At 53.4% G+C, this 13,430-nt stretch carries 3 protein-coding genes, 9 tRNA genes and 6 rRNA genes; 16 read left to right on the top strand and 2 right to left on the bottom strand.

Features of this window, described 5'->3' with window-relative positions; translation table 11 throughout:
- Nucleotides 1-106 precede the first annotated feature (106 nt).
- On the top strand, nt 107-1,597 hold the full coding sequence (gene lysS, locus ACZ5FK_RS09305; RefSeq protein WP_464804640.1) for a lysine--tRNA ligase: 1,491 nt from the start codon (nt 107-109) through the stop codon (nt 1,595-1,597).
- A 533-nt stretch (nt 1,598-2,130) separates the two neighbouring features.
- Nucleotides 2,131-3,683, top strand: a 16S ribosomal RNA gene (locus ACZ5FK_RS09300).
- A 96-nt stretch (nt 3,684-3,779) separates the two neighbouring features.
- Here ACZ5FK_RS09300 and ACZ5FK_RS09295 read toward each other — a convergent pair.
- Nucleotides 3,780-4,013, bottom strand: coding sequence for a hypothetical protein (locus ACZ5FK_RS09295; RefSeq protein WP_464804639.1), 234 nt, complete (start codon nt 4,011-4,013; stop codon nt 3,780-3,782).
- 30 nt (nt 4,014-4,043) lie between these two features.
- Here ACZ5FK_RS09295 and ACZ5FK_RS09290 point away from each other — a divergent pair.
- The 12 genes from ACZ5FK_RS09290 to ACZ5FK_RS09235 all read left to right on the top strand — a co-directional run bounded on the left by ACZ5FK_RS09290 (nt 4,044) and on the right by ACZ5FK_RS09235 (nt 9,882).
- Nucleotides 4,044-6,978 (top strand): 23S ribosomal RNA (locus tag ACZ5FK_RS09290).
- Between the two features lie 155 nt (nt 6,979-7,133).
- Nucleotides 7,134-7,249: ribosomal RNA gene (gene rrf, locus ACZ5FK_RS09285) — 5S ribosomal RNA — on the top strand.
- Between the two features lie 19 nt (nt 7,250-7,268).
- Nucleotides 7,269-7,344 (top strand) — tRNA-Val (locus ACZ5FK_RS09280).
- 14 nt (nt 7,345-7,358) lie between these two features.
- A tRNA-Thr gene (locus ACZ5FK_RS09275) sits at nt 7,359-7,434 on the top strand.
- Nucleotides 7,435-7,438: 4 nt separating this feature from the next.
- Nucleotides 7,439-7,514 (top strand) — tRNA-Lys (locus ACZ5FK_RS09270).
- A 10-nt stretch (nt 7,515-7,524) separates the two neighbouring features.
- Nucleotides 7,525-7,606 (top strand) — tRNA-Leu (locus ACZ5FK_RS09265).
- A 9-nt stretch (nt 7,607-7,615) separates the two neighbouring features.
- A tRNA-Gly gene (locus ACZ5FK_RS09260) sits at nt 7,616-7,687 on the top strand.
- 10 nt (nt 7,688-7,697) lie between these two features.
- Nucleotides 7,698-7,786: transfer RNA gene (locus ACZ5FK_RS09255), tRNA-Leu, on the top strand.
- 19 nt (nt 7,787-7,805) lie between these two features.
- Nucleotides 7,806-7,882 (top strand) — tRNA-Arg (locus ACZ5FK_RS09250).
- 6 nt (nt 7,883-7,888) lie between these two features.
- Nucleotides 7,889-7,965, top strand: a tRNA-Pro gene (locus ACZ5FK_RS09245).
- 10 nt (nt 7,966-7,975) lie between these two features.
- A tRNA-Ala gene (locus ACZ5FK_RS09240) sits at nt 7,976-8,051 on the top strand.
- Nucleotides 8,052-8,330: 279 nt separating this feature from the next.
- Nucleotides 8,331-9,882, top strand: a 16S ribosomal RNA gene (locus ACZ5FK_RS09235).
- Nucleotides 9,883-9,971: 89 nt separating this feature from the next.
- On the opposite strand, the gene ACZ5FK_RS09230 is transcribed toward ACZ5FK_RS09235, so the two are convergent.
- Nucleotides 9,972-10,106, bottom strand: coding sequence for a hypothetical protein (locus ACZ5FK_RS09230; RefSeq protein ID WP_464804638.1), 135 nt, complete (start codon nt 10,104-10,106; stop codon nt 9,972-9,974).
- A gap of 30 nt (nt 10,107-10,136) precedes the next feature.
- Here ACZ5FK_RS09230 and ACZ5FK_RS09225 point away from each other — a divergent pair.
- Nucleotides 10,137-13,071, top strand: a 23S ribosomal RNA gene (locus ACZ5FK_RS09225).
- Between the two features lie 74 nt (nt 13,072-13,145).
- Nucleotides 13,146-13,261, top strand: a 5S ribosomal RNA gene (gene rrf / locus ACZ5FK_RS09220).
- The 16S, 23S and 5S rRNA genes sit together here with 9 tRNA genes alongside, the layout of an rRNA operon.
- The last annotated feature ends 169 nt before the right edge of the window (nt 13,262-13,430 follow it).

Genomic DNA, 13,430 nt, shown 5'->3' with positions numbered 1-13,430 from the left:
CCGCCATTTTGACGTGGCGGTTTTTTTACATATGCGGATTGTGTACAATAGGAACAGACCCTAATTGAGCAATCGATCGAGGACAATTTGATGAGGAGTGAAGAACATGTCCCATTTGGATGAATTAAATGACCAGCTGCTGGTGAGACGCCAGAAGATGGATGAACTTCGCGGCAAAGGGATTGACCCGTTCGGCAAACGTTTCGAACGGACGCATCTTTCCAGCGAAATAAAGAGGGCTTTCGAAGGAATGTCGAAAGAGGAACTCGATGAAGCACCGCAAGAAGTGAAGATTGCGGGGCGGATCATGACGAAGCGCGGAAAAGGGAAAGCTGGATTTGCGCATGTCCAGGACCTCAGCGGCCAACTGCAGATATACGTGCGCCAGGACGCTGTCGGGGAAGAGGCGTATGAGCTGTTCGACGATGCGGATCTTGGGGATATTGTCGGCGTGACAGGAACTGTGTTCAAAACAAAAGTAGGCGAACTGTCCATTAAAGCGACAGGTTTCCTGCTTCTGACGAAAGCGCTGCGCCCGCTTCCGGACAAGTATCATGGATTGAAAGACATCGAACAGCGCTACCGCCAGCGGTACCTGGACTTGATCACTTCAGAGGAGAGCAAGGAGACATTCCTCACAAGAAGCCGGATCATCCAGTCGATGCGCCGTTACCTGGATGGACAAGGATTCCTGGAAGTCGAGACGCCAATGCTGCATGCAATTGCAGGCGGTGCAAGTGCGCGTCCTTTCATCACGCACCATAACACGCTGGACATGGAACTTTATATGCGGATCGCAATCGAGCTGCATCTGAAGCGCCTGATTGTCGGCGGGCTTGAAAAAGTATATGAAATCGGCCGTGTTTTCCGTAACGAAGGGATTTCGACACGCCATAACCCGGAATTCACAATGCTGGAGCTTTATGAGGCATATGCGGATTACAAAGATGTCATGGAACTAACCGAAAACATGATCGCTCATATCGCCAAAGAAGTGCTTGGCACGACAAGTGTCCAGTACGGCGAGGATGTCATTGAGCTGGCACCGGGCTGGAAACGGCTCCATATGGCGGATGCCGTGAAGGAATACACTGGGGTGGACTTCTGGAAAGAGATGACGAAGGAAGAAGCTCATCAGCTTGCGAAGGAACATGGCGTAGAAGTGACCGCCATGATGGAAGTCGGCCATGTGCTCAATGAATTCTTCGAACAGAAAGTGGAAGAGCAGCTCGTCCAGCCGACATTCATCTATGGCCATCCGGTGGAAATCTCCCCGCTGGCGAAGAAGAATCCGGAAGACGGACGTTTTACAGACCGTTTCGAACTATTCATTGTCCGCCGGGAACATGCCAACGCGTTCACGGAACTGAACGATCCAATCGATCAGCGGCAGCGTTTTGAGGCTCAGCTTGTTGAGAAGGAGCAAGGAAATGACGAAGCGCATGAGATGGATGAAGACTTTATCGAAGCTCTTGAGTACGGCCTCCCGCCAACAGGGGGACTCGGCATCGGCATTGACCGTCTAGTCATGCTCCTCACTAATGCTCAGTCGATCCGCGATGTTTTGCTATTCCCGCAAATGCGCTCGAAAGACTGATCCTATCAAGCGGTATGATGCCTGCGTTATCGGCGTCATACCGCTGTTTTTACGAAGTTAGAGAATTAGCGCTAACTTTTTTGCGAAAAACTATTGCAATCAAAATAACCAGGTGGTAATATAGAAAACGTTCCGCTTGAGACATTCGAAACAAACAACTGAAAACAGCTTCTGAAAAAAGTTGAAGAAAGTTGTTGACACAGAATGAACAGAGTGGTAAGATATAAGAGTTGCTGCTGAAACAAACGGCAACGACATGAACCTTGAAAACTGAACAGCAAAACGTCAACATAAAGTTCCGAAGCCGACCCCGTCGGCGGACGAACAACAACAATGGACATCATAAAGATGCCAGCAAAGAAATCGAGCTACTCGAATTTCTTCAACCTTTCTTCTATAAGAGAGGCATCTGGCGGCCGAGACGTAGTGCAGTGCTAGGAAGCAATCGAGCAAAGGAGGGAGCGTACTTCGGTACGCGACCGACTGAGCGAGTGCAGCTGACAACGCAATGCGCTGCGTATCGGTCCGCCAGATTTATGGAGAGTTTGATCCTGGCTCAGGACGAACGCTGGCGGCGTGCCTAATACATGCAAGTCGAGCGAATGACAGGGAGCTTGCTCCCTTGATTTAGCGGCGGACGGGTGAGTAACACGTGGGCAACCTGCCCTGCAGATGGGGATAACTCCGGGAAACCGGGGCTAATACCGAATAATCAGTTCCTCCGCATGGAGGAACTCTGAAAGACGGTCTTTGGCTGTCACTGCAGGATGGGCCCGCGGCGCATTAGCTAGTTGGTGGGGTAACGGCCTACCAAGGCGACGATGCGTAGCCGACCTGAGAGGGTGATCGGCCACACTGGGACTGAGACACGGCCCAGACTCCTACGGGAGGCAGCAGTAGGGAATCTTCCACAATGGACGAAAGTCTGATGGAGCAACGCCGCGTGAACGAAGAAGGCTCTCGGGTCGTAAAGTTCTGTTGCGAGGGAAGAACACGTACGGGAGTCACTGCCCGTACCTTGACGGTACCTCGTCAGAAAGCCACGGCTAACTACGTGCCAGCAGCCGCGGTAATACGTAGGTGGCAAGCGTTGTCCGGAATTATTGGGCGTAAAGCGCGCGCAGGCGGTCCTTTAAGTCTGATGTGAAATCTCGCGGCTCAACCGCGAACGGTCATTGGAAACTGGGGGACTTGAGTGCAGAAGAGGAAAGCGGAATTCCACGTGTAGCGGTGAAATGCGTAGAGATGTGGAGGAACACCAGTGGCGAAGGCGGCTTTCTGGTCTGTAACTGACGCTGAGGCGCGAAAGCGTGGGGAGCAAACAGGATTAGATACCCTGGTAGTCCACGCCGTAAACGATGAGTGCTAAGTGTTAGGGGGTTTCCGCCCCTTAGTGCTGCAGCTAACGCATTAAGCACTCCGCCTGGGGAGTACGGCCGCAAGGCTGAAACTCAAAGGAATTGACGGGGACCCGCACAAGCGGTGGAGCATGTGGTTTAATTCGAAGCAACGCGAAGAACCTTACCAGGTCTTGACATCCCGCTGACCGGCATGGAGACATGCCTTTCCCTTCGGGGACAGCGGTGACAGGTGGTGCATGGTTGTCGTCAGCTCGTGTCGTGAGATGTTGGGTTAAGTCCCGCAACGAGCGCAACCCTTGATCTTAGTTGCCAGCATTCAGTTGGGCACTCTAAGGTGACTGCCGGTGACAAACCGGAGGAAGGTGGGGATGACGTCAAATCATCATGCCCCTTATGACCTGGGCTACACACGTGCTACAATGGACGGTACAAAGGGCTGCGAACCCGCGAGGGGGAGCCAATCCCATAAAACCGTTCCCAGTTCGGATTGCAGGCTGCAACTCGCCTGCATGAAGCCGGAATCGCTAGTAATCGTGGATCAGCATGCCACGGTGAATACGTTCCCGGGTCTTGTACACACCGCCCGTCACACCACGAGAGTTTGTAACACCCGAAGTCGGTGGGGTAACCCTTACGGGAGCCAGCCGCCGAAGGTGGGACAGATGATTGGGGTGAAGTCGTAACAAGGTAGCCGTATCGGAAGGTGCGGCTGGATCACCTCCTTTCTAAGGATAATTACGGAATACAGATCTTCGATCTGTAAGTTGACGTTTTGCGTTCAGTTTTGAAGGTTTATCGAAAAGCGGAAAACACCGGTTAGCTCAACCGGCTGCTGGAGGGCTTGAGGTGAAATGCTTGCATTTCGTCCGAAAGACCGAAGCAGACGCGTGAGCTGGTGTTTGGAGCTGGACAATATAATCTTCAATTTGTTCATTGAAAACTGGATAGAACGACATTGAAAGTAACAAGTAATCAACCGAGTCGATCACGTAGTGATTGAACATGCAATACTTTGTAACGAGCTGGTTGTGTTTATCGCTAAATACACCACTCAAACCATGGCACCTCTTGCAGGATGCCGAAAAGGTTAAGTTAGAAAGGGCGCACGGCGGATGCCTTGGCACTAGGAGCCGATGAAGGACGGAACTAACACCGATATGCTTCGGGGAGCTGTAAGTAAGCTTTGAGCCGAAGATTTCCGAATGGGGGAACCCACTGCCCGTAATGGGGCAGTACGCTGCACGTGAATACATAGCGTGAGCGAGGCACACCCGGAGAACTGAAACATCTAAGTACCCGGAGGAAGAGAAAGAAACATCGATTCCCTTAGTAGCGGCGAGCGAAACGGGAAGAGCCCAAACCAGGAAGCTTGCTTCCTGGGGTTGTAGGACACTCTATACGGAGTTACAAAGGGCTGGGTTAGGCGAAGCGACCTGGAAAGGTCCGCCAGAGCGGGTAAAAGCCCCGTAGCCGAAAGTCCAGCCTCTCCAGAGTGGATCCTGAGTACGGCGGAACACGTGAAATTCCGTCGGAATCCGGGAGGACCATCTCCCAAGGCTAAATACTCCCTAGTGACCGATAGTGAACCAGTACCGTGAGGGAAAGGTGAAAAGCACCCCGGAAGGGGAGTGAAAGAGAACCTGAAACCGTGTGCCTACAAGTTGTCAGAGCCCGTTAATGGGTGATGGCGTGCCTTTTGTAGAATGAACCGGCGAGTTACGATTCCATGCGAGGTTAAGCTGAGAAGGCGGAGCCGCAGCGAAAGCGAGTCTGAATAGGGCGTATGAGTATGGGGTCGTAGACCCGAAACCAGGTGATCTACCCATGTCCAGGGTGAAGGTAAGGTAACACTTACTGGAGGCCCGAACCCACGTACGTTGAAAAGTGCGGGGATGAGGTGTGGGTAGCGGTGAAATTCCAATCGAACCTGGAGATAGCTGGTTCTCTCCGAAATAGCTTTAGGGCTAGCCTCAAACGTAAGAGTCCCGGAGGTAGAGCACTGTTTGGACGAGGGGCCCATCCCGGGTTACCGAATTCAGACAAACTCCGAATGCCGGATGACTTCTGTTTGGGAGTCAGACTGCGGGTGATAAGATCCGTGGTCGAGAGGGAAACAGCCCAGACCGCCAGTTAAGGTCCCCAAGTATCCGTTGAGTGGAAAAGGATGTGGCGCTGCCCAGACAACCAGGATGTTGGCTTAGAAGCAGCCACCATTTAAAGAGTGCGTAATAGCTCACTGGTCGAGTGGCGCTGCGCCGAAAATGTACCGGGGCTAAACGGATCACCGAAACTGCGGATTGACACCGATGGTGTCAGTGGTAGGAGAGCGTTCCAAGGGCGTCGAAGCCAGACCGGAAGGACTGGTGGAGCGCTTGGAAGTGAGAATGCCGGTATGAGTAGCGAAAGAAGGGTGAGAATCCCTTCCACCGAATGCCTAAGGTTTCCTGAGGAAGGCTCGTCCGCTCAGGGTTAGTCGGGACCTAAGTCGAGGCCGATAGGCGTAGACGATGGACAACAGGTTGATATTCCTGTACCACCTCCCCGCCGTTATCAGCAATGGGGGGACGCAGTAGGATAGGGTGAGCGCGCTGTTGGTCATGCGCGTCCAAGCAGTGAGGCGTGGAATGAGGCAAATCCCATTCCAGATGCGCTGGGCTGTGATGGCAAGGGGAATTGTCCCCGGAGTCCCTGATTTCACACTGCCAAGAAAAGCCTCTAGCGAGGCGGGAGGTGCCCGTACCGCAAACCGACACAGGTAGGCGAGGAGAGAATCCTAAGGTGATCGAGAGAACTCTCGTTAAGGAACTCGGCAAAATGACCCCGTAACTTCGGGAGAAGGGGTGCTCTGGTAGGGTGAATAGCCCGAGAGAGCCGCAGTGAATAGGCCCAGGCGACTGTTTAGCAAAAACACAGGTCTCTGCAAAACCGTAAGGTGACGTATAGGGGCTGACGCCTGCCCGGTGCTGGAAGGTTAAGAGGAGGGGTCAGCGCAAGCGAAGCTCCGAATTGAAGCCCCAGTAAACGGCGGCCGTAACTATAACGGTCCTAAGGTAGCGAAATTCCTTGTCGGGTAAGTTCCGACCCGCACGAAAGGCGTAACGATCTGGGCACTGTCTCAACGAGAGACTCGGTGAAATTATAATATGCGTGAAGATGCGCATTACCCGCGACAGGACGGAAAGACCCCGTGGAGCTTTACTGCAGCCTGATATTGAATTCCGGTGCAGCCTGTACAGGATAGGTAGGAGCCTAAGATGCCGGAGCGCCAGCTTCGGTGGAGGCACCCGTGGGATACTACCCTGGCTGTATTGGACTTCTAACCCTTGCCCGTGATCCGGGCAGGAGACAGTGTCAGGCGGGCAGTTTGACTGGGGCGGTCGCCTCCTAAAGAGTAACGGAGGCGCCCAAAGGTTCCCTCAGAATGGTTGGACATCATTCGCAGAGTGCAAAGGCATAAGGGAGCTTGACTGCGAGACCTACAAGTCGAGCAGGGTCGAAAGACGGGCTTAGTGATCCGGTGGTTCCGCATGGAAGGGCCATCGCTCAACGGATAAAAGCTACCCCGGGGATAACAGGCTTATCTCCCCCAAGAGTCCACATCGACGGGGAGGTTTGGCACCTCGATGTCGGCTCATCGCATCCTGGGGCTGTAGTCGGTCCCAAGGGTTGGGCTGTTCGCCCATTAAAGCGGTACGCGAGCTGGGTTCAGAACGTCGTGAGACAGTTCGGTCCCTATCCGTCGCGGGCGCAGGAAATTTGAGAGGAGCTGTCCTTAGTACGAGAGGACCGGGATGGACACACCGCTGGTGTACCAGTTGTTCTGCCAAGGGCATCGCTGGGTAGCTATGTGTGGACGGGATAAATGCTGAAAGCATCTAAGCATGAAGCCCCCCTCGAGATGAGATTTCCCTTTACTTCTGTAAGTAAGATCCCTCAAAGATGATGAGGTGGATAGGTCCGGGGTGGAAGCGTGGCGACACGTGCAGCTGACGGATACTAATCGATCGAGGACTTGACCTTAATTACAATAGTACGTTGATTACATTACACAATGTCACTTCTATCCGGTTTTGAATGAGCAATTCATTCAAAATAAGTTCTTTTTGATAAAAAAAGTGCTTGAAAATCTCTGACGAGATGATATAATAAGTAATGCCTTTGAAAAAAGGACCAAGTCCGGTGGCGATGGCGAAGAGGTCACACCCGTTCCCATCCCGAACACGGAAGTTAAGTTCTTCAGCGCCGATGGTAGTAGGGGGCTTCCCCCTGTGAGAGTAGGACGTTGCCGGGCTTGGAAATCTTATTAATCCGGAGGATTAGCTCAGCTGGGAGAGCACCTGCCTTACAAGCAGGGGGTCGGCGGTTCGAACCCGTCATCCTCCACCATTTATATCTTATGTGCCGGTGTAGCTCAACTGGTAGAGCAACTGACTTGTAATCAGTAGGTTGAGGGTTCAAGTCCTTTCGCCGGCACCACTAAGAGCCATTAGCTCAGTTGGTAGAGCATCTGACTTTTAATCAGAGGGTCGCAGGTTCGAATCCTGCATGGCTCACCATTTTAATAATGCGGGTGTGGTGGAACTGGCAGACACGCTAGACTTAGGATCTAGTGCCGCAAGGCGTGGGGGTTCGACTCCCTTCACCCGCACTTTATTATGCGGAAGTAGTTCAGTGGTAGAATACGACCTTGCCAAGGTCGGGGTCGCGGGTTCGAATCCCGTCTTCCGCTTCGTTTATATGCCGGGGTGGCGGAACTGGCAGACGCACAGGACTTAAAATCCTGCGGTAGGTGACTACCGTACCGGTTCGATTCCGGTTCTCGGCACCACTCATATAAACAATATAATGCGCCCGTAGCTCAATTGGATAGAGCGTCTGACTACGGATCAGAAGGTTGTGGATTCGACTTCTGCCGGGCGCGCCATTTTAACGGGAAGTAGCTCAGCTTGGTAGAGCACTTGGTTTGGGACCAAGGGGTCGCAGGTTCGAATCCTGTCTTCCCGACCACTTTTAATATGGGGCCTTAGCTCAGCTGGGAGAGCGCCTGCCTTGCACGCAGGAGGTCAGCGGTTCGATCCCGCTAGGCTCCACCATATGAACCTTGAAAACTGAACAGCAAAACGTCAACATAAAGTTCTGAAGCCGACCCCGTCGGCGGAGGAACAACAAACAATGGACATCATAAAGATGCCAGCAAAGAAATCGAGCTACTCGAATTTCTTCAACCTTTCTTATACAAGAGAGGCATCTGGCGGCCGAGACGTAGTGCAGTGCTAGGAAGCAATCGAGCAAAGGAGGGAGCGTACTTCGGTACGCGACCGACTGAGCGAGTGCAGCTGACAACGCAATGCGCTGCGTATCGGTCCGCCAGATTTATGGAGAGTTTGATCCTGGCTCAGGACGAACGCTGGCGGCGTGCCTAATACATGCAAGTCGAGCGAATGACAGGGAGCTTGCTCCCTTGATTTAGCGGCGGACGGGTGAGTAACACGTGGGCAACCTGCCCTGCAGATGGGGATAACTCCGGGAAACCGGGGCTAATACCGAATAATCAGTTCCTCCGCATGGAGGAACTCTGAAAGACGGTTTCGGCTGTCACTGCAGGATGGGCCCGCGGCGCATTAGCTAGTTGGTGGGGTAACGGCCTACCAAGGCGACGATGCGTAGCCGACCTGAGAGGGTGATCGGCCACACTGGGACTGAGACACGGCCCAGACTCCTACGGGAGGCAGCAGTAGGGAATCTTCCACAATGGACGAAAGTCTGATGGAGCAACGCCGCGTGAACGAAGAAGGCTCTCGGGTCGTAAAGTTCTGTTGCGAGGGAAGAACACGTACGGGAGTCACTGCCCGTACCTTGACGGTACCTCGTCAGAAAGCCACGGCTAACTACGTGCCAGCAGCCGCGGTAATACGTAGGTGGCAAGCGTTGTCCGGAATTATTGGGCGTAAAGCGCGCGCAGGCGGTCCTTTAAGTCTGATGTGAAATCTCGCGGCTCAACCGCGAACGGTCATTGGAAACTGGGGGACTTGAGTGCAGAAGAGGAAAGCGGAATTCCACGTGTAGCGGTGAAATGCGTAGAGATGTGGAGGAACACCAGTGGCGAAGGCGGCTTTCTGGTCTGTAACTGACGCTGAGGCGCGAAAGCGTGGGGAGCAAACAGGATTAGATACCCTGGTAGTCCACGCCGTAAACGATGAGTGCTAAGTGTTAGGGGGTTTCCGCCCCTTAGTGCTGCAGCTAACGCATTAAGCACTCCGCCTGGGGAGTACGGCCGCAAGGCTGAAACTCAAAGGAATTGACGGGGACCCGCACAAGCGGTGGAGCATGTGGTTTAATTCGAAGCAACGCGAAGAACCTTACCAGGTCTTGACATCCCGCTGACCGGCATGGAGACATGCCTTTCCCTTCGGGGACAGCGGTGACAGGTGGTGCATGGTTGTCGTCAGCTCGTGTCGTGAGATGTTGGGTTAAGTCCCGCAACGAGCGCAACCCTTGATCTTAGTTGCCAGCATTCAGTTGGGCACTCTAAGGTGACTGCCGGTGACAAACCGGAGGAAGGTGGGGATGACGTCAAATCATCATGCCCCTTATGACCTGGGCTACACACGTGCTACAATGGACGGTACAAAGGGCTGCGAACCCGCGAGGGGAAGCCAATCCCATAAAACCGTTCCCAGTTCGGATTGCAGGCTGCAACTCGCCTGCATGAAGCCGGAATCGCTAGTAATCGTGGATCAGCATGCCACGGTGAATACGTTCCCGGGTCTTGTACACACCGCCCGTCACACCACGAGAGTTTGTAACACCCGAAGTCGGTGGGGTAACCCTTACGGGAGCCAGCCGCCGAAGGTGGGACAGATGATTGGGGTGAAGTCGTAACAAGGTAGCCGTATCGGAAGGTGCGGCTGGATCACCTCCTTTCTAAGGATAATTACGGAATACAGATCTTCGATCTGTAAGTTGACGTTTTGCGTTCAGTTTTGAAGGTTTATTTTTTTCTTTATAGACCTTTACACTTGTTCATTGAAAACTGGATAGAACGACATTGAAAGTAACAAGTAATCAACCGAGTCGATCACGTAGTGATTGAACATGCAATACTTTGTAACGAGCTGGTTGTGTTTATCGCTAAATACACCACTCAAACCATGGCACCTCTTGCAGGATGCCGAAAAGGTTAAGTTAGAAAGGGCGCACGGCGGATGCCTTGGCACTAGGAGCCGATGAAGGACGGAACTAACACCGATATGCTTCGGGGAGCTGTAAGTAAGCTTTGAGCCGAAGATTTCCGAATGGGGGAACCCACTGCCCGTAATGGGGCAGTACGCTGCACGTGAATACATAGCGTGAGCGAGGCACACCCGGAGAACTGAAACATCTAAGTACCCGGAGGAAGAGAAAGAAACATCGATTCCCTTAGTAGCGGCGAGCGAAACGGGAAGAGCCCAAACCAGGAAGCTTGCTTCCTGGGGTTGTAGGACACTCTATACGGAGTTACAAAGGGCTGGGTTAGGCGAAGCGACCTGGAAAGGTCCGCCAGAGCGGGTAAAAGCCCCGTAGCCGAAAGTCCAGCCCCTCCAGAGTGGATCCTGAGTACGGCGGAACACGTGAAATTCCGTCGGAATCCGGGAGGACCATCTCCCAAGGCTAAATACTCCCTAGTGACCGATAGTGAACCAGTACCGTGAGGGAAAGGTGAAAAGCACCCCGGAAGGGGAGTGAAAGAGAACCTGAAACCGTGTGCCTACAAGTTGTCAGAGCCCGTTAATGGGTGATGGCGTGCCTTTTGTAGAATGAACCGGCGAGTTACGATTCCATGCGAGGTTAAGCTGAGAAGGCGGAGCCGCAGCGAAAGCGAGTCTGAATAGGGCGTATGAGTATGGGGTCGTAGACCCGAAACCAGGTGATCTACCCATGTCCAGGGTGAAGGTAAGGTAACACTTACTGGAGGCCCGAACCCACGTACGTTGAAAAGTGCGGGGATGAGGTGTGGGTAGCGGTGAAATTCCAATCGAACCTGGAGATAGCTGGTTCTCTCCGAAATAGCTTTAGGGCTAGCCTCAAACGTAAGAGTCCCGGAGGTAGAGCACTGTTTGGACGAGGGGCCCATCCCGGGTTACCGAATTCAGACAAACTCCGAATGCCGGATGACTTCTGTTTGGGAGTCAGACTGCGGGTGATAAGATCCGTGGTCGAGAGGGAAACAGCCCAGACCGCCAGTTAAGGTCCCCAAGTATCCGTTGAGTGGAAAAGGATGTGGCGCTGCCCAGACAACCAGGATGTTGGCTTAGAAGCAGCCACCATTTAAAGAGTGCGTAATAGCTCACTGGTCGAGTGGCGCTGCGCCGAAAATGTACCGGGGCTAAACGGATCACCGAAACTGCGGATTGACACCGATGGTGTCAGTGGTAGGAGAGCGTTCCAAGGGCGTCGAAGCCAGACCGAAAGGACTGGTGGAGCGCTTGGAAGTGAGAATGCCGGTATGAGTAGCGAAAGAAGGGTGAGAATCCCTTCCACCGAATGCCTAAGGTTTCCTGAGGAAGGCTCGTCCGCTCAGGGTTAGTCGGGACCTAAGTCGAGGCCGATAGGCGTAGACGATGGACAACAGGTTGATATTCCTGTACCACCTCCCCGCCGTTATCAGCAATGGGGGGACGCAGTAGGATAGGGTGAGCGCGCTGTTGGTCATGCGCGTCCAAGCAGTGAGGCGTGGAATGAGGCAAATCCCATTCCAGATGCGCTGGGCTGTGATGGCAAGGGGAATTGTCCCCGGAGTCCCTGATTTCACACTGCCAAGAAAAGCCTCTAGCGAGGCGGGAGGTGCCCGTACCGCAAACCGACACAGGTAGGCGAGGAGAGAATCCTAAGGTGATCGAGAGAACTCTCGTTAAGGAACTCGGCAAAATGACCCCGTAACTTCGGGAGAAGGGGTGCTCTGGTAGGGTGAATAGCCCGAGAGAGCCGCAGTGAATAGGCCCAGGCGACTGTTTAGCAAAAACACAGGTCTCTGCAAAACCGTAAGGTGACGTATAGGGGCTGACGCCTGCCCGGTGCTGGAAGGTTAAGAGGAGGGGTCAGCGCAAGCGAAGCTCCGAATTGAAGCCCCAGTAAACGGCGGCCGTAACTATAACGGTCCTAAGGTAGCGAAATTCCTTGTCGGGTAAGTTCCGACCCGCACGAAAGGCGTAACGATCTGGGCACTGTCTCAACGAGAGACTCGGTGAAATTATAATATGCGTGAAGATGCGCATTACCCGCGACAGGACGGAAAGACCCCGTGGAGCTTTACTGCAGCCTGATATTGAATTCCGGTGCAGCCTGTACAGGATAGGTAGGAGCCTAAGATGCCGGAGCGCCAGCTTCGGTGGAGGCACCCGTGGGATACTACCCTGGCTGTATTGGACTTCTAACCCTTGCCCGTGATCCGGGCAGGAGACAGTGTCAGGCGGGCAGTTTGACTGGGGCGGTCGCCTCCTAAAGAGTAACGGAGGCGCCCAAAGGTTCCCTCAGAATGGTTGGACATCATTCGCAGAGTGCAAAGGCATAAGGGAGCTTGACTGCGAGACCTACAAGTCGAGCAGGGTCGAAAGACGGGCTTAGTGATCCGGTGGTTCCGCATGGAAGGGCCATCGCTCAACGGATAAAAGCTACCCCGGGGATAACAGGCTTATCTCCCCCAAGAGTCCACATCGACGGGGAGGTTTGGCACCTCGATGTCGGCTCATCGCATCCTGGGGCTGTAGTCGGTCCCAAGGGTTGGGCTGTTCGCCCATTAAAGCGGTACGCGAGCTGGGTTCAGAACGTCGTGAGACAGTTCGGTCCCTATCCGTCGCGGGCGCAGGAAATTTGAGAGGAGCTGTCCTTAGTACGAGAGGACCGGGATGGACACACCGCTGGTGTACCAGTTGTTCTGCCAAGGGCATCGCTGGGTAGCTATGTGTGGACGGGATAAATGCTGAAAGCATCTAAGCATGAAGCCCCCCTCGAGATGAGATTTCCCTTTACTTCTGTAAGTAAGATCCCTCAAAGATGATGAGGTGGATAGGTCCGGGGTGGAAGCGTGGCGACACGTGCAGCTGACGGATACTAATCGATCGAGGACTTGACCTTAATTACAATAGTACGTTGATTACATTACACAATGTCACTTCTATCCGGTTTTGAATGAGCAATTCATTCACCTGTCTGGTAATGACGGCGAAGAGGTCACACCCGTTCCCATCCCGAACACGGAAGTTAAGCTCTTCAGCGCCGATGGTAGTAGGGGGCTTCCCCCTGTGAGAGTAGGACGTTGCCAGGCAAATGCCATCCCCAAGCGAGGGGATGGTTTTTTTGTGTCTTCCTTTAATTATCTAAAGAGAACTATGGAACAAACGGCTTGGCAGCTCCAATATAGGGGAATTCCGTCGTCTAATCGGTCGCGCGGCACGCTAAACAGATCATTCCGCCGTTAATCGGTCGCTCTGCAC

The sequence above is a fragment of the Sporosarcina sp. GTC18466 genome, from assembly GCF_055389225.1.
Note: the sequence above shows the minus strand (reverse complement) of the source record. Positions and strands in the feature narration are given on the sequence as shown.